The 21,723-nt window shown below is 60.8% G+C and carries 21 protein-coding genes; 6 read left to right on the plus strand and 15 right to left on the minus strand.

Going from position 1 to position 21,723, the window contains the following annotated elements:
• Positions 1 to 110 precede the first annotated feature (110 nt).
• Positions 111 to 1,103, plus strand: coding sequence for a hypothetical protein (locus B9Z48_RS17505; RefSeq protein WP_199233543.1), 993 nt, complete (start codon positions 111 to 113; stop codon positions 1,101 to 1,103).
• 12 nt (positions 1,104 to 1,115) lie between these two features.
• Here the strand turns inward: B9Z48_RS17505 and B9Z48_RS17510 are convergent, their stop codons facing one another.
• Positions 1,116 to 1,757, minus strand: a complete 642-nt coding sequence (locus tag B9Z48_RS17510) for a 3-oxoacid CoA-transferase subunit B (protein WP_089952433.1) — start codon at positions 1,755 to 1,757, stop codon at positions 1,116 to 1,118.
• Positions 1,754 to 2,464 (minus strand): 3-oxoacid CoA-transferase subunit A, encoded by a 711-nt coding sequence (locus tag B9Z48_RS17515; protein WP_089952435.1) that lies wholly within the window; start codon positions 2,462 to 2,464, stop codon positions 1,754 to 1,756. Before B9Z48_RS17515 ends, B9Z48_RS17510 begins: the two co-directional genes overlap by 4 nt.
• A 260-nt stretch (positions 2,465 to 2,724) precedes the next feature.
• Between B9Z48_RS17515 and B9Z48_RS17520 the strand changes: the two genes are divergently transcribed.
• Together B9Z48_RS17520 and B9Z48_RS17525 are read left to right on the plus strand one after the other, a co-directional pair.
• Positions 2,725 to 3,675, plus strand: coding sequence for a tripartite tricarboxylate transporter substrate binding protein (locus B9Z48_RS17520; protein WP_228769062.1), 951 nt, complete (start codon positions 2,725 to 2,727; stop codon positions 3,673 to 3,675).
• A 70-nt stretch (positions 3,676 to 3,745) separates the two neighbouring features.
• Entirely contained in the window at positions 3,746 to 4,717 is a 972-nt protein-coding gene (locus B9Z48_RS17525; protein ID WP_089952643.1) for a tripartite tricarboxylate transporter substrate-binding protein, read from the plus strand.
• A 97-nt stretch (positions 4,718 to 4,814) separates the two neighbouring features.
• Here the strand turns inward: B9Z48_RS17525 and B9Z48_RS17530 are convergent, their stop codons facing one another.
• From B9Z48_RS17530 to B9Z48_RS17540, 3 genes are read right to left on the minus strand one after another with little or no spacing between them, the layout of a single operon-like run.
• Positions 4,815 to 5,594 (minus strand): SDR family NAD(P)-dependent oxidoreductase, encoded by a 780-nt coding sequence (locus B9Z48_RS17530; RefSeq protein ID WP_089952645.1) that lies wholly within the window; start codon positions 5,592 to 5,594, stop codon positions 4,815 to 4,817.
• A 5-nt stretch (positions 5,595 to 5,599) separates the two neighbouring features.
• The gene (locus tag B9Z48_RS17535; protein ID WP_089952647.1) at positions 5,600 to 6,583 is read right to left on the minus strand and encodes a tripartite tricarboxylate transporter substrate binding protein; all 984 of its coding nucleotides are present in this window, start codon (positions 6,581 to 6,583) and stop codon (positions 5,600 to 5,602) included.
• Positions 6,584 to 6,616: 33 nt separating this feature from the next.
• Entirely contained in the window at positions 6,617 to 7,891 is a 1,275-nt protein-coding gene (locus B9Z48_RS17540) for a Rieske 2Fe-2S domain-containing protein (protein WP_089952440.1), read from the minus strand.
• 139 nt (positions 7,892 to 8,030) lie between these two features.
• Here B9Z48_RS17540 and B9Z48_RS17545 point away from each other — a divergent pair, with 139 nt between their 5' ends.
• Positions 8,031 to 8,780 carry an IclR family transcriptional regulator gene (locus B9Z48_RS17545; protein WP_108380111.1) on the plus strand — a complete coding sequence of 250 codons (750 nt, stop codon included), beginning with the start codon at positions 8,031 to 8,033 and terminating at the stop codon, positions 8,778 to 8,780.
• 27 nt (positions 8,781 to 8,807) lie between these two features.
• On the opposite strand, the gene B9Z48_RS17550 is transcribed toward B9Z48_RS17545, so the two are convergent.
• The 3 genes from B9Z48_RS17550 to B9Z48_RS17560 form a co-directional block, all read right to left on the minus strand.
• Positions 8,808 to 9,563, minus strand: coding sequence for a DUF3047 domain-containing protein (locus tag B9Z48_RS17550; protein ID WP_108380112.1), 756 nt, complete (start codon positions 9,561 to 9,563; stop codon positions 8,808 to 8,810).
• The gene (locus tag B9Z48_RS17555; protein WP_108380113.1) at positions 9,560 to 11,722 is read right to left on the minus strand and encodes an FAD-dependent oxidoreductase; all 2,163 of its coding nucleotides are present in this window, start codon (positions 11,720 to 11,722) and stop codon (positions 9,560 to 9,562) included. The genes B9Z48_RS17550 and B9Z48_RS17555 overlap by 4 nt, the downstream gene beginning before the upstream one ends.
• A gap of 170 nt (positions 11,723 to 11,892) precedes the next feature.
• Positions 11,893 to 13,020, minus strand: a complete 1,128-nt coding sequence (locus B9Z48_RS17560; protein ID WP_108380135.1) for a Fic family protein — start codon at positions 13,018 to 13,020, stop codon at positions 11,893 to 11,895.
• Positions 13,021 to 13,223: 203 nt separating this feature from the next.
• On the opposite strand from B9Z48_RS17560, the gene B9Z48_RS17565 reads away from it, so the two are divergent.
• A complete protein-coding gene (locus B9Z48_RS17565; RefSeq protein ID WP_108380114.1) occupies positions 13,224 to 13,802 on the plus strand; it encodes a GIY-YIG nuclease family protein in 579 nt (192 codons plus the stop codon).
• A 71-nt stretch (positions 13,803 to 13,873) separates the two neighbouring features.
• Entirely contained in the window at positions 13,874 to 15,022 is a 1,149-nt protein-coding gene (locus tag B9Z48_RS17570; protein WP_108380115.1) for a DNA cytosine methyltransferase, read from the plus strand.
• Positions 15,023 to 15,052: 30 nt separating this feature from the next.
• On the opposite strand, the gene B9Z48_RS17575 is transcribed toward B9Z48_RS17570, so the two are convergent.
• From B9Z48_RS17575 to B9Z48_RS17605, 7 genes are all read right to left on the minus strand, one after another.
• A complete protein-coding gene (locus B9Z48_RS17575; RefSeq protein WP_108380116.1) occupies positions 15,053 to 15,658 on the minus strand; it encodes a CDP-alcohol phosphatidyltransferase family protein in 606 nt (201 codons plus the stop codon).
• The gene (locus tag B9Z48_RS17580; RefSeq protein ID WP_233261182.1) at positions 15,651 to 16,385 is read right to left on the minus strand and encodes an ATP-binding cassette domain-containing protein; all 735 of its coding nucleotides are present in this window, start codon (positions 16,383 to 16,385) and stop codon (positions 15,651 to 15,653) included. The genes B9Z48_RS17575 and B9Z48_RS17580 overlap by 8 nt, the downstream gene beginning before the upstream one ends.
• Positions 16,382 to 18,049, minus strand: coding sequence for an ABC transporter permease (locus B9Z48_RS17585; RefSeq protein WP_233261183.1), 1,668 nt, complete (start codon positions 18,047 to 18,049; stop codon positions 16,382 to 16,384). The genes B9Z48_RS17580 and B9Z48_RS17585 overlap by 4 nt, the downstream gene beginning before the upstream one ends.
• Positions 18,050 to 18,217: 168 nt before the next feature.
• Complete coding sequence (locus B9Z48_RS17590; protein WP_108380118.1) at positions 18,218 to 19,438, minus strand: ABC transporter substrate-binding protein; 1,221 nt, start codon at positions 19,436 to 19,438, stop codon at positions 18,218 to 18,220.
• Between the two features lie 53 nt (positions 19,439 to 19,491).
• Positions 19,492 to 20,220 (minus strand): cytochrome c biogenesis CcdA family protein, encoded by a 729-nt coding sequence (locus tag B9Z48_RS17595; protein ID WP_108380119.1) that lies wholly within the window; start codon positions 20,218 to 20,220, stop codon positions 19,492 to 19,494.
• 28 nt (positions 20,221 to 20,248) lie between these two features.
• Positions 20,249 to 20,644: a thioredoxin family protein gene (locus tag B9Z48_RS17600; protein ID WP_108380120.1), complete on the minus strand. Its 396-nt coding sequence runs from the start codon at positions 20,642 to 20,644 to the stop codon at positions 20,249 to 20,251.
• 161 nt (positions 20,645 to 20,805) lie between these two features.
• Positions 20,806 to 21,681, minus strand: a complete 876-nt coding sequence (locus B9Z48_RS17605) for an anti-sigma factor (protein ID WP_146186323.1) — start codon at positions 21,679 to 21,681, stop codon at positions 20,806 to 20,808.
• Positions 21,682 to 21,723: the final 42 nt, after the last annotated feature.

The following is a 21,723-nucleotide window of genomic DNA, read 5'->3' on the forward strand; positions in this document are numbered from 1 at the left end:
GTGAAGTTGCCCAGTGAACGGGATTGGTGAAGCCCGCACCGATATCAGCGCATGGTCCAATAGGCCACGGCTTGAATCCATCGGTTTTAAAAAAGAGCTTCCAGAATTTCATGCAAAACACCCTCACGCAGTCCACACCTCCACCCATTCACACCGGCCAATGGGTGTTACGCCAACTCATCTGGCTGAGCATGCTTTGGTCGTTCGCCACAGCACATGCACAACAGGCATTTTCCTTCGTAGCGCTGGGAGATTTGCCCTACGGATCTGCACAAAAGGCCTACGGTCCTTACCGGTCGCTGATAGACCGCATCAACCAAGAAACCCCTGCTTTTTCTGTTCATGTGGGCGATTTCAAATCGGGCTCGACGCTGTGCAGCGATGAGGAATTTGCCTACCAACTGGATCACTTTCAGAGGTTCACAGGTGCTGTGGTTTACACCCCGGGTGACAACGAGTGGACCGATTGCCACAGAGCCAACAATGGCGCATATGACCCCTTGGAGCGTCTGACCGCTTTGCGGCAACGCTTTTTTACACCCGGACAATCCTTGGGCGCAAAACCCATGACGGTGCAAAACCAATCGACAGTCTCAAGCGCTTTCGGACGGTATGTGGAAAACGTGCGCTGGATGCACCAAGGGGTGTTGTTTGCCACACTGCACATCGTGGGCAGCAACAACAATCTGGAAAACCGGGACATCGCTGCCAACCGAGAATTTTTTGAACGCGATGCGGCCAACGTGGCGTGGATCACCTCAAGCTTCGAGCAAGCGCGTGCACTGCAAGCAACGGCCGTGGTGTTTGCTTTTCAGGCTGACGTTCTGGAAAACAAAACACTCTGGGAAGATTTTCCAGGTTGGTCAGGGTTCAAAAGCATCGGCAACACGCTGCTGCCCATGGCCCATCAGTGGGGCAAACCTGTCTTGGTGGTGCACGGTGACAGCCATCAGTTCAGGATTGACCAGCCTTTTCAAATCGATAAAAAACCAGTGAGAAACGTGACACGCTTGATCGTGCCTGGCGCATCGGATGTGCGTGCAGTCAAGGTGACCGTGAAAAACGCCAGTTTTTCTTTTGAGATGTTGTCGCCACTGCGATGAAAGAAAGTCACCTCAAGATGACAAAGGCAGCCCGATCAACTCCGAAAGGGCTTGCACGCTCAAACCGTCCACGGTGTCGATGACCACCAAACCCGCAGGGGTGCAAGCCAGTGTGGCCAAGTCGGTGTAAACCCGTTTGACGCAGCCAATGCCGGTCAGGGGATAGCTGCAGGCCTGCACCAGTTTGCTTTGGCCTTGCTTGGTCAGCAGGTCCATCATGACCCAAGTTTGTTTCGCCCCACTGGCCAGGTCCATGGCCCCACCCACGGCCGGAATGGCATCGGGCTCGCCCGTGTGCCAGTTGGCCAGGTCGCCCGTGGCGCTGACCTGAAAGGCCCCGAGCACGCAAATGTCCAGATGCCCGCCACGCATCATGGCAAAGCTGTCGGCGTGGTGAAAAAAAGCGCCACCGGGCAGCAGGGTCACGGGTTGTTTGCCCGCATTGATCAGGTCGTAATCTTCCTGTCCCTTGGCCGGTGCCGGGCCCATGCCCAGGATGCCGTTTTCGCTGTGCAAGAGCACTTCGCGGGTGGCAGGAATGTGGTTGGCCACCAAGGTCGGCTGGCCAATGCCCAAGTTGACAGTGGCCCCCTCGGGAATGTCTTGCGCCACGCGGGCGGCCAATTCGTCTTTGCTGCGTCGGGTGTAGCTCATGCCTTGATGCCTCCGGCCTGTGTGGCCACACGGTCGATCTTGACCACTGCCTGAACAAAAATGCCGGGCGTGATCACGGTCTCGGGGTCCAACTCGCCCAATGCGACTTGTTCGTGCACTGTGGCCACCGTTTTGCGAGCGGCCATGGCCATGATGGGTCCAAAATTGCGTGCCGCCTTGCGGTACGTCAGGTTGCCCCAGCGGTCACCGCGCTCGGCTTTGATGAGGGCCAGATCGGCATGGATGGGTGTTTCGTACACGTACATGCGGCCATCGATCTCTCGGGTTTCCTTGAGCGAGCCATCGGCATGTTTGGCCAACTCGGTGCCATAACCTGTAGGTGTGAAAAAACCGCCAATGCCCGCACCTGCCGCCCGAATGCGCTCGGCCAAATTGCCCTGTGGGACCAGCTCCAACTCGAGCTGGCCTGAGCGGTACAAACCATCGAACACATAAGAGTCGGTTTGCCGGGGAAAGCTGCAAATGATCTTGCGCACCCGACCGGCCTTGAGCAAAGCGGCCAAGCCCTGTTCGGCGTTGCCCGCGTTGTTGTTGACCAGCGTCAGGTCACGCGCCCCTTGCGCCAAAAGGCCAGCGATCAGCTCATCCGGAATACCGGCCGTGCCAAATCCGCCAATCATGACGGTGGCTCCATCGGCTGTGCCCGCCAGCGCCTCGCCGACCGAATCCACAAACTTGTTGATCATGTGCTGCGTACCCCCGTTGAATCTTCAAGCATAGCCTGCCCGTTTCGATTTTCACAGCACCCCAAGCGGCCCCACAGGCACGTTGGAGACTGCCCAAAGACCCCGCCAGCGCTGAGGAATGTCACACACAAGTCAGCCCAGGATGGGCTTTTCGATCAGGATTCACTTATTTTTGAAAGGACCATGCCATGCAGCCATTGCATTCACAGCACGCACCGGGCAGCACTGCGGCCCGCCGTCGTCTGCTTCGCCAAGCAGCCATGGCCGGACTGGGCTTGATGATGACTTGGGGTGCTGCACACGCGCAGTCTGGCTACCCCCAACGCCCCATATTGATGGTCGTGCCGCAAGCGGCCGGTGGCACCAATGACATTGTGGGGCGTTTGGTCAGCCAAAAGCTCTCTGAGGTGTTGGGCTCACCCGTGGCGGTCGAAAACCGGCCGGGCGCGGGCGGCAACATTGGCACACAGTTTGCCGCCAAGGCCCCCAAAGATGGTTATACCTTGCTCATGACCATCAGCAGCAGCCAGGCCATCAACCCCGCCCTTTATAAAAACCCGGGCTTTGACCCGGTCAAAGACTTCAAACCTGTGGCCTTGATTGGCGCGGTCCCCAACGTCTTGCTGGCCAATCCAGGCTTTACCGGTCAATCGGTGCAAGACCTGATCGCTGCGGCCAAAGCCAAACCGGGTCAACTGCAATACGCCTCGGCAGGCAACGGCACGCTCAACCACTTGCTGGGTGAAATGCTCAACAGCATGGCGGGCATCCAGCTGCAGCATGTGCCCTACAAAGGCGTGGCCCCGGCCATGAACGATGTGCTGGGCGGTCAATTGCCTTTTGTGTTTGCCAGCCTGCCAGCCTCGCTGAGCCACATCAAGGCCGGCAAGCTCAAAGCCCTGGCGGTGAGCAGCCCCAAGCGTTCGCCCGCCCTGCCCGATGTGCCTGCCCTGGCTGAATCTGTGCCCGGCTATGCCGGCACCTTGTGGATTGGCCTGTTCAGCCCCGCCGGTGTGCCCGCCGAGGTGTCGGCCAAATTGGGGGAGGCCATGGGCAAAACCCTGGCAGCCAAAGACCTGCGCGACAAACTGGAACAGCAAGGCGTGGAGTTGGCCGCACCGACCAGCCCCGAGCAATTCTCAACCCTGCTCAACGAGGACATTGCCCGTTGGGCCAAAATTGTGAAGTCATCTGGCGCTGCCATCGATTGATGAATCCACTCAAGAGACCCACGGGCCACCCTTGGATCTCTTGTCTTTCAACCTGACTTTTGGAGACAACATGAAAACCACTTTGAAACTGGCTTTGACCGCCCTGACCCTGGCCTGCACTGCGGTGCAAGCCCAGCCTTACCCCAACAAACCCATCACACTGGTGGTGCCCTTTGCCGCTGGCGGCCCCACCGACGTGGTGGCCCGCATGATGGCCATTCCCATGGGCAAGTCACTGGGTCAGTCTGTCGTCGTTGAAAACGTCAACGGCGCAGGCGGCACCGTGGGCGCAACCAAAGTGGCACGCTCTGCCCCCAACGGTTACACCATCTTCTTGCACCACATGGGCATGTCCACATCCCCTGCCCTGTACAAAAAACTCAACTTCGATCCGCTCACCGACTTTGAATACATTGGCCAGGTGCTGGACGTGCCCATGACGCTCATTGCACGCAAGGACATTCCCGCCAACAACCTGCAAGAGTTGATCGCCTACATCAAGGCCAACGAAAAGAAGGTGTCGCTGGCCGATGCTGGTTTGGGCGCGGTGTCCAACCTGTGCGGCCTGATGTTCAAGAGCGCCATCGGCATCAACATCAACACCATTCCCTACAAAGGCACAGGCCCCGCCATGAACGACCTGCTGGGCGGCCAGGTGGACATTCTGTGCGACCAGACCACACAAACCGTGCCCATGATCAAGGACGGCCGGGTCAAGGTGTTTGGTGCCACCACGCTCAAGCGTCTGGCCGCATTGCCCAACGTGCCCACTTTGGACGAACAAGGCCTCAAAGGCTTTGAGGTGAAGGTCTGGCACGGCATGTATGCGCCCAAAGGCACGCCCGCTCCGGTGCTGACCCAAATCAACACCGCGATGCGCGCCGCCATGGCCGAGCCCTCGATCGTGCAACGTTTGGCTGAACTCAGCTCAGAAATTCCATCGGCCGACAAGATGACCGCCAAAGGCTTGGAAGACCACCTGAAGGCCGAGATCAACAAATGGGGTCCTGTGATCCGCAAGGCGGGTGTGTCGGCCGACTGATCCTGGACCGGAGCGTCTGTGCTGCAACACCCGCTGGGGGTGCAGTGCAGATGCTTGAAACAAGGGCTGGGCCACCAACCGGCCCAGCACCCTCGCCTCAAACGATGTGCAAACCGCCATCCACCACCAAGGTGGTGCCGGTGATGAACGAGCCCTCCGAAGAGGCCATCCACAAAATGGGCCAGGCAATTTCTTCGGGCGTGGCCCAACGACCCAGCAAAGACGTGTCTTTGCGTTCGGTCTTGAGTTGCTCCACGCTCTTGCCAATTTTTTGCGCCCGCCCCACATGAAAATCCGTCAGTGTTGAGCCGGGGCACACCGCGTTGACACGAACGCCATGCGCCGCTTCTTCACACGCTAAGGACCGGGTCAAGGCCAGTTGCGCGGCTTTGGTGGCGTCGTACAACGCCATGCCTTTTCGGCCTTTGACGGCATAACACGACGACACATTCACGATGCTGCTGCTCCCTGACCGGCGCAAATGCGGCAGTGCCGCATGGCAGTAATTCGTGATGCCCACCAGGTTGACACCCACAATGGCTTGCCACTCCTGCGACGTGGCTTCGGCCGCTGGCGAATAGTTGCGCATGGCGGCGTTGTTGACCAGGATGTCCAGGCCCGCGAAAGCCGCCACGCAGTCGGCCACCGCTTGCAGGGCCAAGGCGCGATCGCTCACGTCCGCTTGCAGGCAGCGTACTTGCGCCTCGGGCATGGTCTGCAGCAAGGCGTGGCGCGTGCGCTCTAAGCCCTGAGCATCAGCATCCACCAAAAAAACCGAAGCGCCTTCTTGGGCAAAAATATGCGCCGTAGCCGCGCCAATGCCCGAGCCGGCCCCGGTGATCAGCGCCACTTGGCCGTGTAAACGAGCTTGGCCCATGCCGTTCACTCCGCCTTGGTGCCGGTGTCTTTGATGACCTTGCCCCAACGCTTGATTTCAGACCCGATCCAGTCGCGGAACTGGTTGGGGGTGGTGGCCACGATCTCAAACTCCATGTCCAGCAAGCGCTTGGTGATTTCGGGTGAGCGCACGATCTTCACGATCTCGCGGTGGTAACGTTCGATGATGGGTGCAGGCGTGCCACCCGTGGTGAGAAAGCCAATCCACGACGTGGCTTCAAAGTCCGGATAGCCCGACTCGCTGAGGGTGGGAATGTCGGGCGTGCTGGCAAAGCGCTTGAGACCCGAGGTGGCCAACAATTTCAGGCGGCCTTCCTTGGCAAACTGCTGCACATTGCCCGGCACAAAAAACCCCGCCTGGATGTTGCCGCCGATCAAATCACTGACTGCAGGCCCCGCACCTCGGTAAGGGATGTGCGTGATGTGAAACCCGGCGGCCGACTTGAACATCTCCATGGTCAGGTGCGAGGCACTGCCCAGAGCCACAGAACCATAAGAGTATTTGGCGGGATTGGCCTTGGTCTTCTCAACAAAGTCCTTGACACTGGTGATGCCCGAGGCCGGGTTGACCACCAGGTATTGCGGTGCCTTGACCATCAAGGTGATGGGGGCCAGGTCCTTCACCGGGTCGTAAGGCATTTTGTCAAACAGACCCACGTTGATGGCCAGTGGGCCGTTATAACCAATCAGCAAGGTGTGACCGTCCGGCGCGGCCTTGGCCACCATGTCGGCGCCGATGTTGCCCCCGGCACCGGGTTTGTTTTCGACCACCACAGGCTGGCCCAACACCTCTTGCAACTTGGGTGCAATCAAACGCGCCAGCACATCGTTGGTGCTGCCGGTGATGGGCACGATGATGCGCACGGGCTTGGTGGGCGACCACTCTTGCGCCGAAGCACCGGTCGCGGCTGCGAGCCCCAAGGTGGCCAGCACAAGGGCAGCGATTTGACGGCGATGGAATGTGGACATGGGGTCTCCTGTGGGTGTGATGGATGCCAAGGGTCAGATGGAAAAAACCGGCTCATCCAGGCCATTGGCCAGGTGTGCTTTGGCCCAAACCATGGGGTCATCGCCCTTGGGCAACAACACGCCCGCAGGCCGAACGTGTTGCTCGGACGCGTCCAAGGCCGGGGGTTCAATGCCTTGCTCCAACGCCACCGCCGCATCGTGCAGCATGCGCCGGGCCATGACGATGGCACGGTCGGTGGGCAGCAGTTTTTCGGCCGCATGGTCCTGGATGGAGCCCATGCTTTCTTGCAGCGAATAGTCTTGCGCCGAGAAACCAAACACCCCGCTGTACGCACGCTTTTCTTGCTGGGCCTTGCGGTCCATCAGGTAATCGTTGTCACGGTTGGCCTTGGGCACAAAACTGCCCGGGGCCTCGTATTCCACATGGATGCCTTTGCCCGCAGCCATGGCTTCGTGTTCTTCGGCGCTCAGCGGCTGCTTGGGTTGCCAGTTCATGCTCCAGGCCCAGCACTCGTGGTCGTTGACCGGCACCCAGGCGTGGCCACCCAAGGCATGGTGGCCAAACGGTGGAATCATCGTGAACCAGGGGAATAACCACTGGGTGATGCGCCAGTAAAAACTGTCGGGCTCGCCCATGCGACGGCCATACAAGCTCATGCCAAACGAGGTCTTTTCGATTTCAAACACCACGTTGCCGTCGGCCTTGATGTAGTCGAGCGCCTTGACGCCTTGGTGCATCGGGTCGGTGTCCACTTCATAGCGGTGCACATAGGACACGTGGGCCGTGTCGATGCCGCCTTCCATGGCCTGCAGGTAGCTGGAGTACTGAAGGCGCTTGGACACGAACACATGGCTGTCCGGCAAGGTGCACCACTCCAGCTCGGGGGGCTCGGGCATTTTGTCGGGTGGGCCCATGTAGGTCCAGACAATGCCGCCGCGCTCCACGCAGGGGTAGCCCTTGATGTGCATGTGCGCACAGGCCTTGGGGTTGGAGGGCACCTCCACACACTGGCCCAATCCGTCAAACTTGACGCCGTGGTAGGCGCAGCGGATGCCGTTTTCTTCGTTGCGGCCAAAGTACAGCGAGACACCCCGGTGCGAACAAAACTCACTGATCATGCAGGCTTGGCCATCGGTGTTGCGAAACGCCAGCAGCTTTTCACCCAGCAGCTCGATGCGCACTTGCGGACCGTCGGGCAGCTCGATTTCGCTGCTGGTCAAAGCGGGCACCCAATAGCGGCGCATCAGGTTGCCCATGCGGGTGCCGGGACCCACGCGGGTCAGGGTTTCAGACATGTCCTTGTTCATGAAAAAGCGTCTCCTTGGCTTGAACGGTTGACTGGCGCAGGCAGTGCGCACTGCGCAGATATCCATAAAATGATAATCTTGTCCATCAGGCGGACACATTGATACACACGCCCCTGACAGGGTTTTGAAAGGTTGGAGCATGAGCACCCACAGCGGTGATGGCGTCCGGGCTGTTGAGCGGGCTTTGGACATCTTGAAAGCGTTCTCGGTCAACGAGCACGAACTGAGCGCCGCGCAATTGCTCGAACGGGTCCCTTTGAGTCGTCCCACGCTGTACCGCTTGCTGCAAACGCTGGTGCAATCGGGTTTTGTGGTGTCCTCGGGCGAGCCCCAAAGGTTCAGGCTGGGCCCTGCGGTCGGGCAACTCACACACGTTTGGTCATCGGGCCTGAATGTGTCTGCGGTGGGCCAAACCATCATGCAGCGCGTGTGGGCCGCCACCCAGGAAACCGTGGCCTTGTTTGTGCCACAAGGCACCATGCGCCTGTGCGTTGCCGAGTTGCCCAGCCCCCAGGCACTGAGCTTCAAGCGGGGGGTGGGTTACCAAGAGCGCATCGTTTTGGGGGCCAGCGGCCAGGTCATCTTGGCGCATGCCAACACCTCCATCGAAGCCATCGAGCGTTATGCCGAAGGCCTGAACCTGGACCCCATCCGTTTGGCGCAAGAGCTACGCCAGATCAAAAAGCGCGGCTACGCCATCAGCAAAAATGCCTTGATCGAAGGGGCTGTGGCGATCGCTGCACCTTTTTTCAACAGCCACGGCCAGGTGGCCGGCTCCATTGCTGTGTTTGGGCCGGGTGCCCGCCTCAAAGATGCGAAGGTGCGCCAGTTTGGGGCCGTGTTGGTCAAAGAAGCCGCCGCCCTGTCGCAGGCTTTGGGCCACAGCTGAAGCGGGCCGCTGCCCAGGGCAAGCGCCTCAAGGTCGCCACTGAATGCCCCGCACCCAGCCCACACTTTCAGCGCCCGTGTTGTCACTGTCTGCCCCAATCAACACCGCACGCACTTTGGGCACAGCGGCCCCGGCGGGCAGTTCATCGGCAAACAACTTGGCAAAGTCGGCGGCCACGTCACGGGTTTCGGTTTGCCATTGGGCCAAAGGCGCGCCTTTGCCTTGCAGCGTGATGAAGCGCACGCGCTGGGTGTAGGGGTTGGCACCTTGCAGGCCAGCAGGGTGCACGCTGTCCCACACGTAGCAAAGCGTTGCGGCGGGCAAGTCTTCGCCGCTCACGCTGCGGGCGATGCGCAGCAAGGTGCGCTGGCCAAAGGGCACGCGGTCCAGCGGGTGATCGAACATCACACACACTTTGAGCGCCGCATCGTCACCCGCTTTGGTTTGGATGTCGGCCACACCTTGCCCGCCCGTGAGCGCTTGGTCCAGACGCCAGCGCCATTGCAAACGCCCCGGTTCGGCTTTGGGCAAGTCGTGCACCCAGGTGCCATACGAAGCGCGGGTGCTGACCTTGAGCGCCCGCTCGCCCTGCACCTCGGCCAGCTCGAAGCGGGTGGCGGGAATGTCGGCCTTGGACTTGGGAAAGCCCACAAAGCGCCATGTGTTGGCGGCTGCGCCATCGGCGGGCACCAGTGGCGAGATGCTTTGCGCGAAGGCGGATGCTGTGGCGCAGGCCAGGCCCAGCGCCAGCAGCGCGGGTATGGGTTTCAACGAGCGGTTCATCCGCGTCGCCAATCGTGGAACTTCTTCACCCAGGCCAGCAACTTTTGCGGCGCGTGGGCCCGCTTCCATTCACCGGCCGCGTACTTGTTGGCCTCGGCCATGGTCGGGTAGGTGTGGATGGTGCCCAAAATCTTGTTCAAGCCCAAGCCATGCTTCATGGCCAGCACGTATTCGGCCAGCAAGTCGCCTGCGTGCGAGCCCACGATGGTCACGCCCAAAATGCGGTCTTTGCCAGGCACGGTGAGCACTTTCACAAAGCCATGCGCCTCGCTGTCGGCAATCGCCCGGTCGAGGTCGTCGATGCCGTACTTCGTCACCTCGTACGCGATGCCCTGAGCTTGTGCCTCTTGCTCGTTCAGACCCACCCGCGCCACCTCGGGGTCGATGAAGGTGGCCCAGGGGATCACGCGGTAGTCGACCTTGAAGGACTTGAAGTCGCCAAACAGCGCGTTGACTGCCGCATACCAAGCCTGGTGCGCGGCCGTGTGGGTGAACTGGTAAGGCCCGGCCACATCGCCTGCGGCGTAGATGTTGGGGTAGAGCGTTTGCAAATACTCGTTGGTCTCGACGGTGCGGTGTGTGGGCACATCAATGTCTTCCAAGCCATAACCTTGCAGGCGGGCCACACGGCCCACGGCGCAGACCAGAGCGTCAAACACGATTTCCACTTCTTGCCCCTGTGTGGAAGCCACCAAAACTTTGTCTTTACCCCGGCGCTCGCAGCGCAGCGCCTTGTGCCCGGTGAGCACCAACACGCCGTCGGCCTGCAGCGCGTCGCGTGCCAGCGCAGACACCTCTTCGTCCTCGCGCACCATGATGCGCTCGCCCATCTCGACCTGCGTGACCTGTGCACCCAAGCGGGCAAAGCTTTGTGACAACTCGCAGCCAATGGGCCCGCCACCCAGCACCACAATGCGCTTCGGTATGTCGTCGGGCTTGGCAAATTCGTCCCACAGCGTGTCGCTGGTGACGTAGCCCACGTCATCGAGGCCCGGCAAAGGCGGCACGATGGGGCGTGCGCCCGCCGCAATCACGATGCTGCGCGCTGTCAGGCGCTGGAGTTGGCCGTCGTTCAAGGTCACTTCCACAGTCCAAGGGTTCACCAGCTTGCCGTAACCCTGCAGCACCTCCACACCCAAGCCGCTGTAGCGCGCCACACTGTCGTGCGGCTCGATGGCTTTGATCACGTCGTGCACACGCTGCATCACCGCCTTGAAACTGAAGCTGGGCGTGGCGTCGCTCAGGCCGTACTGTGCGCCGTGGCGCATCTGGTGGGCCAGCTTGGCGCTTTTGATCAAGGCCTTGCTCGGCACGCAGCCGTAGTTCAGGCAGTCGCCGCCCATCTTGTGCGCCTCGATCAAAGTGACTTTGGCTTTGACGGCAGCGGCAATGTAGGCCGACACCAAACCCGCTGCGCCCCCGCCGATCACGATCAGGTTGCGGTCAAAAGTCTTGGGGCGCACGCTGGCCCAGCGGGCATAGACCTTGCGCTTTTGAACGGCCGCCACCACACGCCGCGCCAACAAAGGAAAAATGCCCAGCAGCACAAAGCTGCCCAACAGCGCCGGGCTCAGAATGCCCCGCACCGAGTCCAGCTGCGCCAGTTGCGTGCCCGCATTCACATACACCGCCGTGCCCGCCAGCATGCCCAACTGGCTCACCCAGTAATACGTCCAGGTCTTCATGCGCGTCAGGCCCATGAGCAGGTTGATCAAGAAGAACGGCACCACCGGAATCAGGCGCAAAGTGAACAGGTAAAACGCGCCTTCTTTGTCCACACCCGCGTTGATGTCGGCCAAGCGCTGACCAAAACGCGCTTCTACCCACTCGCGCAGCACAAAGCGCGAAGCCAGAAAAGCCAAAGTGGCACCGAGCGTGGAAGCAAACGACACCAGCAGCAAACCCTGCCACAAGCCAAACACAGCCCCACCGCCCAAGGTGATGATGACCGCGCCCGGAATCGACAGCGCCGTGGCCAAGACGTACACCCCAAAGTAAACGGCGGCCACCATCACAGGCTGCTGCGCATAGAGCTGGTCAAAACTGGCTTGGCTGGCCTTGAGCTGCTCGAAGCTCAGATAACGCCCCAGGTCCAGCGCCACAAATGCACCGATGGCCAGCGCCAGCAAGAGCAACAAAACAATTTGACGAAGACGCATGAGGGGAAACTCCGGTGATGCTCATGGTCACAGTGAACCAAGAGCCATGAACGATAAACGCTGATGCTTTGTTATTCGGCTGAATGCCCTGAGAAGTTACAAGTTCGTCATCCAGATCGGACCCAGAGGCGCAGGGGTGTGACGCACAGTGTTGCAGGCCTCGCACCGCATCAGGACGCTAACTCGTATGCCGTGTTGCGCCCGCCACCCTCCAAGCGGCGCAACACGCCCCGCGCCAACAAGTCATTGATATCGCGCAAGGCCGTGTCAGCCGAACATTTGCCCAGGGTGGCCCACTTGGCGTTGGTCAGCTTGCCGTCCATGCCGTCGAGCACGCGGTTGAGCACCAGCGTCTGCCGTGCATTCATTGGCGTGTCTGCCCAGCGTTGCCAAAACTTCGCCTTGTCCAACACACCCGCCAGCAAACCATCAGCGCCCTGCACCGCACGCAGCAAGCAGGCCAAAAACCACTGCAGCCATGGCGTCACGTCCATCGTGCCGCGTTGGGTGATTTCGAGTTGTTCGTAATACTGTTTGCGCTCGCGCTGAATTTGCGCACTCAGGCTGTAAAACCGTTGAGCAGAGCCTTCTGCTCGGGCCAAGGCCATGTCGCCCACGGCTCGGCTGATGCGGCCATTGCCGTCGTCAAACGGGTGCAAGGTCACCAGCCACAAATGCGCCAACCCAGCGTGCACCAGCGCATCCCCCAAAGGCCCGGCATTGAACCACTCCAAAAACGCGTCTGTTTGTGCGGGCAAGGTGTGGGCGGGTGGTGCCTCAAAGTGCACCTTTTCGCGCCCCACCGGTCCCGAGACCACTTGCATCGGACCCGCTGCATCGTTGCGCCAGTTGCCCACCTGAATCCGCAGACGGCCGCTGAAGCCGGTGGGAAACAGCGCTGCATCCCAACCAAACAAGCGCTCGGCCGTGAGCGGCTGGGCGTGTTGCTGCGTGGCGTCCAACACCATGTCCACCACACCATCCACATGGCGGTCAGCGGGCGCAAGCGCGCCAATGTCCACCCCCAACTTGCGAGCAATGGACGAGCGCACCGCCTCCAAGTTGAGCGTTTCGCCCTCAATGGCGCTGGTGGTGATGACCTCTTGCGTCAAAACCTGCAAAGTCGCCAGATCGCGCTGTGCCAACCCCAAATGCGCCATCCGCCCCACCAACTCGCCTTGCGCACGGTGCAACTGTGCCACCGGCCCGGCCAAGGCAGCCGCGTCATAACGCCACTGCGGCCAGTCGGGGCGCTGCCAGAGGTAAGTGCGTTTGCGGGGAGTCTTGTCGGCGAACATGCGGTGATTATGCGCCATATTCACCGCATATATTGCGGTGAATAATCGAGTAATTCACCGCAACAGATTCCATACCTGTGTTGTTCAGTTCTACAACCTAGTTCAGCCAAAATCAATCGATGTGCGCAATGCGATACTTAAATGACCATGGGGCACAACCCATGGCCATCCAATAAAAATCAGAAGTTTTCAGGAGGTTTCCCATGGCAACAGACTTTGCCTTTCGCAAAAAAGCGATGAAGGAGCTGCCCACCAGCACCGGCGTTTATGTCTTGTGCGATTTGGACGAAGTGCCGATTTATGTCGGCCAATCCAAAGATGGCATCCGATCACGCGTATCGCGACACTTGACTTCGGCCAGGTCGGACATCATCGCAAACCGCCAAATCGATGTGTGGGAAATTGCCTATGTTTGGGCCTATCCCATTGCCGATGTTCAGGACATCACACCCACTGAAAACCGGCTGTATCACCACTTCAATAAAAAGTCGAAATTGATGAACGGCACGGTGCCGCGCACACCAGAGAAAGCCCCCATTCCCAAGGCTGCCGTCAAGGTTCAGGTGATGTCAGACAAAGAAATTGCCGAACGAAAAACACCAGAACAACGCCTGCCGCGACAAGCCAACCACTACGCGCAAATCGTGGGTCACTTTTTGGCCGTGAAAAATTCAACGCAAATTGCTGGCGCTATGGATGCACACTTTCAACGCCTGAACAAGTACCACTCTTTGCTGGTTAAATCGGCTGTGTCGTATTCAGATGACGGTGCCGAGAGCTGAAAGTCACGCACCACAAGCGGCTCGATAGCACTTAAAATAACTGTACAAATAGACAGCATTGGGTGATCAACATGCACAGTTTTTACGAATTTTTTGCTGGCGGCGGTATGGCACGGGCTGGACTGGGTTCGGATTGGCAGTGCTTGTTTGCCAACGACATCAGTGCAAGCAAGGGGCATTCTTACAGCGCCAACTGGGGTGACGAGCACCTTTCGGTGAAAGACATTTACAACGTACAAGCCAAAGAACTTCCGGCAAATGCCGACATGGCATGGGGCTCGTTTCCATGCCAAGACCTTTCACTGGCAGGCGATGGTGCTGGGCTTGAAGGTGAACGCTCAGGTGCTTTTTGGGGGTTTTGGAAATTGATCTGCGACCTCGATGCCGAAGGCCGCAAACCCAAGATGGTCGTTTTGGAAAACGTGTTCGGCGCTCTCACTTCGCGGGATGGCAAAGACTTCGAACTGATTGCCAAAGCCATCGCATCACAGGGCTACCTGGTGGGTGCCATGCTGATCGATGCCATTCACTTTTTGCCCCAATCCAGGCCACGCTTGTTCATCGTAGGGGTCGATGCCCATCTGAAATTGCCCGAGTTCTCGCACACCCACACCCCCAACCCCGCATGGCACCCTGCCGCCATGATCCGAGCGCACAACCGTTTGACGGGTGAGGCCAAAGCTGCATGGCGTTGGTGGTCGGTCCCGCAAAACGAGAAACCCCTGCTCACCCTTGAGAGTTTGATTGAAACCCATCCGCAAAGTGTGCAATGGCATTCAGAGCAAGAAACGCAGCAACTGCTGGGCATGATGACTCCTCTGCACCGCAGAAAAGTTCTTGCAGCGCAAGCATCGCCATCACCTCGCGTGGGCACCATTTACAAACGCACACGCGACGGCGTGCAAAGAGCAGAGGTTCGCTTTGACGGCGTTGCCGGATGTTTGCGCACACCAGGTGGTGGCTCCAGCAGGCAAACCATCATGGTGGTTCACGGCAACAGCATCAAAAGTCGCTTGATTTCATCTCGCGAAGCAGCTCGTTTGATGGGCCTGTCCGACGACTACAAGTTGCCCGAGAAATACAACGAGGCCTATCACCTCTTGGGCGATGGGGTTGCTGTGCCTGTCGTCAAACACTTGAGTCAACATCTCTTGCTCCCCATCGTCCAGCTGAATCACCTGTCGAGCCATCAAGGCCAGAAACTCCCTCGAGCAGCCTGAGTTTGGAATCTACATGGACTGCAACTGGCATCACCCCAACCGCCGATACCCCCACCCCACCCGCATCCCCGTGGTGATGGCACACAAGCCCGCAAACCCATAAGCCAACACCGCAAAGTGTTCATGCCAGATGCACATGGCGGCGAAGACCACGATGGTTTCGGTGGCTTCGGTCAGGCCGCCCAAGAAGTAAAAGCTTTTGCCCGGCAAGGCGGTGTCGGTCAGGCCACGTTTTTCGGCCAGTGCGGCAAACGCCAAGAAGCTGCTGCCGGTGCCGATGAAGCTGGCCAGCAGGGCTGCGGCGGGCAGGGCGTTGGTGGCGGGGTTGGCCACCGCAAAGGCCAGGGGGATGGCGGCGTAGAACACAAAGTCGAGCGCAATGTCCAGGAAGCCGCCCGCGTCGGTGGGCTGGGTCAGGCGGGCCACGCTGCCGTCCAGGCCGTCGAGCAAGCGCGAGGCCAGCAGCAGCGCCAAGCCCCACCACCACGCTTGCAGCGCAATGGCCACGGCGGCGGCCATGCCGATGGCAAAGCCCAGCCAGGTCAGCGCGTCGGCGCTGATGCCGGCGCGCACCAAGCCGCGTGCGGCAGCGTTCAGCGCGGGGCGCAAGAGGGTTTGTGCGTGACGGTCAAACATGGTTGGGGCTTTCTTCGGCGGTGGCGCGCAAGTGCAGCACGCGCTGCGGGTCGGCCACGTCTTGTTCGTCGTGCGTGACCAGCACCACGGGGATGCGCCGCTCGCGCACATGCGCAAACACCCACGGGCGCAGCTGGGCGCGCAGGGCGGCGTCGAGTTTGGAAAACGGCTCGTCGAGCAACAGAGCTTGCGGCTCAGCCAACAAAGCGCGCATGAGCGCCACCCGCGCACGTTGCCCGCCCGAGAGCGTGGACGGGTCGCGCTCGCCCATGCCGCTCAGCTCGGCTTCTTGCAGCGCTTGTTGCACGCGGGCTTGGCGTTGCGCGGTGCTGCCCTTGTTGCCGCTGGCGTCACTGACGGGCACGGCAAACAGCAGGTTCTCGGCCACCGACATGTGCGGGAAGAGCAAGGCGTCTTGAAAAACCAAACCCACACCGCGTTGATGAGTGGACAGGTGCGAAAGTTCGCGGCCATTGAGTTGCACCGAGCCTTGCAATTGCAGGGGCTGCAGCCCTTCGGACACGCTGGCCAGCGTGCCCGCTATGGCCGCGAGCACCGAGCTTTTGCCGCAGCCGCTCGGGCCCATGAGCGTGAGGATTTCGCCGGGCGGCACATGAAGGCGCAGGCCGCTCACCAGCGCGTGACGCGCGCTGCCCAAGCGTTCGATGTGAACGTGCAGGCCGTCGTTCATGCCGTGATGCACGGCATCTTGTGGGGTGTCGGTCAAGGTGTGGCTTTCATGGGGGCGATCTTCTCAAATCGGCGGGGCCTGCCCAGCCACGCGGCCAGCGCGAAGGCCAGGATGGGCAAGAGCATTTGCAGCGCAGCGTAGGCGCTCATGAGCGAGCGTTGCGCGCCCGCAGCCAAGGTGACGGCTTCGGTGGTGACGGTGGCAAAGCGGCCCGCGCCCACGTAGAGCGTGGGCAGGTATTGCGCCACGCTGACCGCAAAGCCCACGGCCCAAGCCGAGGCGATGGCGCGTTGGAGCAGCGGCCACTTCACGCGCCACAAATACACCCAGCGGCCATGGCCCAAGCTGGCCACCAGCGCGGCTTGGCGCGGGTCCACCGCCTGATACGCGGGCACCAGCGCCAGCAGCACATAGGGCAAGACCATGACCGCGTGCGCCAGGCTCAGGCCCAGCCATTGGCCTTCAAGCCGGGTGTGCAGCGCCAGGCTGTACAAGCCCACCACCCACAGCACCGAGGGCAAGACCAGCGGCAACAAGAACCAGGGTTGCAAGGCCTGCTGCCAGCGGCGCGGGGCCAGCTCCAGCCAGGCCACCGACCACAACAAACACACACTCGCCGACGCCACGCCCAGGCCCAAGGTGGTCCACACGGTGTGCGCGCTGCTGGCCACTTGTTGCCAGGCGCCCAGCGTCCACAGCTCGGGCCACACTTGGGGGAAAGGCCACACCCCCGAGACACTGCCCACGGTCAGGGCCAACCAGACGGCGGCGTAAATGGTGAGGATGGTGGTCCACAGGACATTCGGCGGCCAAACCCCCACAAAAACTGCCTTAGGTAGGCGCCTTGCCCCGGCCAACTTCAGGCGCTTGCCATGCTCCAACATTCGCCGCGAGGGCGCGGCTCCTACAAATCTACCCGCCACCACCCCCACCACCAACACCGTGCCCGTCAACCACCCCGCCGCCGCCACGCCTTGCGCTTGCGTGAGCAGGTCGGCATCGCTCAGCCATTGCCAGGCCAACACTGCCAAGGTGGGCGGTGTGGCGGGGCCGATGATGAGCGCCATGTCGACCACCGTGAGGCCATAGGCCAACACCGCCAGCAGCGGCCAGCGCAGGCGCGGGGCCAGTTGCGGCCAGACGATTTGTGCAAAGGCTTGTGCGGGGGTGCGGCCCAGGGTTTGGGCCAGGGCGTATTCGGCTTGCCAGCGGCGGCGCAGGTCTTCGCGCTGCATTTGGGTGGCGGCCACCCACAACAAAAACGGCACCTCTTTGAGCCACAGCGCCAGGATCAGCCCCAGGCCCCACGGGTCTTGCGTGGTGAACCACGGCGGCGGTGCGTCAAAGCCGGTGAGGCCCGGCGACACCAGCCGCAGCGCCCAGCCGCTGGGCGAGAGCCACAGCACCAGCCCGATGGCCATGGCCGCGTGCGGCGTGGCCAGCAAGGCAGGCAGATGCGACAGCCAGCGGCCCAGCTGTTGGCGGATGAAGCCACTGGCCAGCACATGCGCCACCGTGATCCACGCCAGCGCGGTCGAAGCCAGCCCGGTCCACAGCGTCATGCCCCAGGCGCGCCAGGTTTGCGGGTCGGCCCACAGGGCCTGCCAGGCGGCGGCGTCAAAGGCTTGTGTCAGTGCCAAGCCAAGCGCCCACAGCATGGGCAGACCCGCTAACGCGGCCAGCAGCAAAGTCCCAAGCACCTTCACAGAGCGTAGGTCGGTGGCTTCAGCCCCGACATGGGTTGCAGCCAAGGGCTGTGTCGCAGCTGAAGCTCCGACCTGCAAAAATGACGGCAAGAATGACTCGTGGTCATCCAGGGCTTTGTCGGGGCTGAAGCCACCGACCTACAAGGGCACACACTGGGCATGTCACACGCCGTAACGGCGGGTCCACTCTTTTTCGAGTGCATCGACCCACGAGGCGTGGGGCTCGGGCAGCGCGGGGGCGCTCTGGGCCAGTTGCCCGGGGCGCACAGCCGAAGCAAATCGGGCGCGTTCGGCGGCAGGCAAGCGCGCCACATCCAGCACGGTGGGGTCGCCCCACACGTCGATGTCGGCCTTGCGCGCCTGCGCAACCGGCGAGAGCAAAAAGTTGGCCACCACTTGCGCACCGGCTTTGCTGGGCGCGTTGTACGGAATGGCCACAAAGTGCGTGTTGCCAATCGTGCCCTTGGCGAACTGCCAGCTTTGCACCGTGGGGGGCAGGCGTTTGGCGGCGATTTCGTTGGCCGCTTCGTTGGGGTTGAACGTGAGGGCCAGCAGCAGCTCGCCGTCGGCCATCATCTGGCGCTGCGCGGCGGAGTTTTGCGGGAACTGTTTGCCGCCGCGCCACAAGTGTGGGTGCAGCGCATCCAGAAAGCGCCACAGGGGTGCGGCTTGCGCTTCCAATGCGGCGGCTGTGACGGGTTGGGCCAGCGCTTTCACATCCGGCGCGTGTTCGATCAAGGCCTGCTTGACGAAGGTGGTGCCATGGAAGTTGGGCGGGCGCGGGTAAGTGATGCGCCCAGGCTGGCTGCGGGCGAGGGCCAGCAACTCCCCCATGCTTTGCGGCAGTTGCGGCAGTTGGGGCAGGCGTTTGGCGTCGGCAAAAAACGTGAGCTGCGCCATGCCCCAGGGAGATTCCAGACCATCCGTTGGCACCGAAAAATCCACCAGCGTGGTCGGTTTGCCCACGGTGTCTACCCACTGGAAGTTGGGCAAGGTTGGCGCAAAGGGCGCAGACAACAGGCCATCGCGTTTCATGGCGGCAAAGTTTTCACCGTTGATCCAGATGAGGTCCACTGTGCCTTCGGTATCTTTGCGGCCGGCTTGTTTTTCGGCGCGCACACGCTTGACCACATCGGCCGCATCGCTGATCTTGACGTGCTGTAGCTTGACGCCGAAGTCGCGCTGCAACTCACCCGCCACCCATTGCAAGTAAGCGTTGATGCGTTCGCTGCCTGCCCAGGCGTTGAAGTAAACGGTTTGGCCGCGAGCGGCGCGCAGAGTGTCGGGCCATGGGGTGGCTGCATGGACAGCCCACGGGGTCAAGGCGGTCGCCCCCAACAGAGTCAGGGCTTGGCGGCGGTTGGTGAGCAAAGTGGCGTTCATGAAATGGATGTGAGGGTCAAGAAACAGTTGAAGGAAATGTACCTCAAGGGTCTTCAAAACAGCGTGGTGGCTCGCAACCAGGCTTCGGGCAGCAAGGGCACTATTTGCGCCTCTAACCACTTGTCGCCGCCACTGGCAATGGCCAGACCGGCCAGAAAGATCAAACCGCCAAACACTTTCTTGACCTTGTCCCCATGCGCCAGCACTTTGTCGCGCACAGCCTGAAAGCCCCGGCGCGAGGCGTAAGCCACCACCACCAAAGGCAAGGCCGCACCCAGACCGAACAGACCCAGCACAAGCCCGCCGCGCAGCGCACCGCCTTCGCTGGCCACCAGCGTCAAGGCCGATGCCAACAAAGGGCCGGAGCAAGGGCTCCAAACCAAGCCCAACACCGCGCCCAAAAGCAGCGCCCCCCACAGCGTGTCCCCCTGCAGGCGCGAAGACACGTTGTTGGCACCACTGGCCAGCGGCATCATCCATTGGGTGAAGCGCTCATTGAGCGCAGGCACCCACATCATCACGCCCAAGGCCATCAGCAGCACGGCGCCAAATAAGCGCACATGGTCGCTGTCCAGGCCAATCACCGGCCCCAAGGCACCGATCACAACGCCTATGCCCGCAAAAGACAAAGCCATGCCCAAGCCCATGGCCACAGGGGCCAGGCGGTTGCCCTGTGCAGCCCCACCCAGGACCATGGGCAAGATGGGAAAAACGCAAGGCGACAAAGTGGTCAAGCTGCCGGCCAGCAAGCTCAAACCCAGGTGACTGATGGCCAAATCCATGAGGTGCTCCTCAAATCAGGTGGCATGTTTACTGGGCCGACAGCAAAGCCGTCTTCAGCGCCTGCGGGTCGGTCACACCACCCGAGCGGTGCTTTTGCTCTTGGCCTTTGAAAACGATCAAGGTCGATTGCGCGCGTATGCCCATCTGGCGCTTGAGTTCACGTTCTTGGTCATAGTCCACCACCAGCAAGGTGCCCGGCACGGTGGCATCGCCTTTGAACGTGTTGAACGCTTTTTCTTGCACCAGACAAGTGGGGCACCACTTGGCGTGAAAGTGCAGACTGACGGCTTCACCGGCTTGCTGCTTTTGCGCCAAGGTCTGGGCGCTGTAAGGGGCAATGTCGATAGCGTGCGCCGGAGTCATCCAAGCGCTCAAGGTCAGGGTCAACAGCGCGAGGGCATTGCAGGTGAGGGTTTTGTGCATGGTTCATCCTTGTCTAGAGTTCACCGGTCTGCCGTGAGAAGCTGAGGTGCCCCTACATGCCGGTATCGATCATTTCGAATCAGGTAAGCGCAAAGTTACAGGTCCATGCAGCCATCAACACAAAAAAGGCGACCCACGGATCGCCTTTTAAGGGCCGGTCGTTAACGCACGATGGTGACGATCCCTGTGGGGTTGAGCTTGTTGGCCTGGTTGAGCATCGTCTGCCCATTGCTCGGGCCAGTGGCGCTGCCTATCGGGTTGGTCAACAGGGGTTTGAGCAAAAACGGGGCAGGACTGTTGTCTGGCTGAGGCTCGATCGAAATCACGGCCATGCCACCGGGCAGCTTTTTAGCGGGGTTGACGAAATCCTGTCCTGGGAAAGGCGGGGCCGCTGCGGCCGTACCCGCAGCGGGTCCTGCGCCATCACTGTCTGCACCGGTCACACGGGTGAAGCGTCCCGTGCTGGTGGGTTGGCCGTCCACCACCACCCATCCCTCGTACACCCAGCCTTCGGGCAGCGTGGGCAAATTCAGGCCTGCCTGTGGCGTTCCAGAACTGGCATCGACCCACCAAATGCCCTGGTCATCGGTGCCAGGGTTGGTGGGCGTGGCCAGGAAGAATTTGCCGGTGGCGCTGGTGAAGTCATTGCCCAAGGCCGATGTGTGTGCCACGCTCAGGGCGGCCTGGGTGCGTGCCGCATCAAAATTTCCGGCCAGCAAATGCGTTTTAGTGGGTCCTGGATCGGAGTCATTTTGTGGCTCAATGGTCAGCACATAGGCCGAAGCCCCAGCGATGTCGGCGCTGTCGATCTTGAAACTGGTTTGGCTCATCACACCTCGGTCGTCCACTGTGAAACGGCCCGCACTTTTAGCCGCACCATTGACGATCAACCAGCCCTCGTAAACCGAGCTTGCACCCAGGTTTTCCAGCCCAATCAATTGAGCTTTGATGGAGGGACTCGAATTGTCATTGCCACCGCCACACGCGGTCAAAGCAGCCGCAACGCATGCGGAAAATACCCATCGATTGAATCTCATACCGATCTCCTTTGATGTCTAAACCCAAGCCCAAAGGGCATG

This window comes from Limnohabitans sp. WS1 (assembly GCF_003063265.1).
Classification (GTDB): Bacteria; Pseudomonadota; Gammaproteobacteria; order Burkholderiales; family Burkholderiaceae_C; genus Limnohabitans_A.

Bases quoted from the DNA above. Each gene is read 5' to 3' on its own strand.
- B9Z48_RS17505 (WP_199233543.1), top strand. From the start codon at position 111: ATGCAAAACACCCTCACGCAGTCCACACCTCCACCCATTCACACCGGC.
- B9Z48_RS17510 (WP_089952433.1), bottom strand. From the start codon at position 1,757: ATGAGCTACACCCGACGCAGCAAAGACGAATTGGCCGCCCGCGTGGCG.
- B9Z48_RS17515 (WP_089952435.1), bottom strand. From the start codon at position 2,464: ATGATCAACAAGTTTGTGGATTCGGTCGGCGAGGCGCTGGCGGGCACA.
- B9Z48_RS17520 (WP_228769062.1), top strand. From the start codon at position 2,725: ATGGCCGGACTGGGCTTGATGATGACTTGGGGTGCTGCACACGCGCAG.
- B9Z48_RS17525 (WP_089952643.1), top strand. From the start codon at position 3,746: ATGAAAACCACTTTGAAACTGGCTTTGACCGCCCTGACCCTGGCCTGC.
- B9Z48_RS17530 (WP_089952645.1), bottom strand. From the start codon at position 5,594: ATGGGCCAAGCTCGTTTACACGGCCAAGTGGCGCTGATCACCGGGGCC.
- B9Z48_RS17535 (WP_089952647.1), bottom strand. From the start codon at position 6,583: ATGTCCACATTCCATCGCCGTCAAATCGCTGCCCTTGTGCTGGCCACC.
- B9Z48_RS17540 (WP_089952440.1), bottom strand. From the start codon at position 7,891: ATGAACAAGGACATGTCTGAAACCCTGACCCGCGTGGGTCCCGGCACC.
- B9Z48_RS17545 (WP_108380111.1), top strand. From the start codon at position 8,031: ATGAGCACCCACAGCGGTGATGGCGTCCGGGCTGTTGAGCGGGCTTTG.
- B9Z48_RS17550 (WP_108380112.1), bottom strand. From the start codon at position 9,563: ATGAACCGCTCGTTGAAACCCATACCCGCGCTGCTGGCGCTGGGCCTG.
- B9Z48_RS17555 (WP_108380113.1), bottom strand. From the start codon at position 11,722: ATGCGTCTTCGTCAAATTGTTTTGTTGCTCTTGCTGGCGCTGGCCATC.
- B9Z48_RS17560 (WP_108380135.1), bottom strand. From the start codon at position 13,020: ATGTTCGCCGACAAGACTCCCCGCAAACGCACTTACCTCTGGCAGCGC.
- B9Z48_RS17565 (WP_108380114.1), top strand. From the start codon at position 13,224: ATGGCAACAGACTTTGCCTTTCGCAAAAAAGCGATGAAGGAGCTGCCC.
- B9Z48_RS17570 (WP_108380115.1), top strand. From the start codon at position 13,874: ATGCACAGTTTTTACGAATTTTTTGCTGGCGGCGGTATGGCACGGGCT.
- B9Z48_RS17575 (WP_108380116.1), bottom strand. From the start codon at position 15,658: ATGTTTGACCGTCACGCACAAACCCTCTTGCGCCCCGCGCTGAACGCT.
- B9Z48_RS17590 (WP_108380118.1), bottom strand. From the start codon at position 19,438: ATGAACGCCACTTTGCTCACCAACCGCCGCCAAGCCCTGACTCTGTTG.
- B9Z48_RS17595 (WP_108380119.1), bottom strand. From the start codon at position 20,220: ATGGATTTGGCCATCAGTCACCTGGGTTTGAGCTTGCTGGCCGGCAGC.
- B9Z48_RS17600 (WP_108380120.1), bottom strand. From the start codon at position 20,644: ATGCACAAAACCCTCACCTGCAATGCCCTCGCGCTGTTGACCCTGACC.
- B9Z48_RS17605 (WP_146186323.1), bottom strand. From the start codon at position 21,681: ATGAGATTCAATCGATGGGTATTTTCCGCATGCGTTGCGGCTGCTTTG.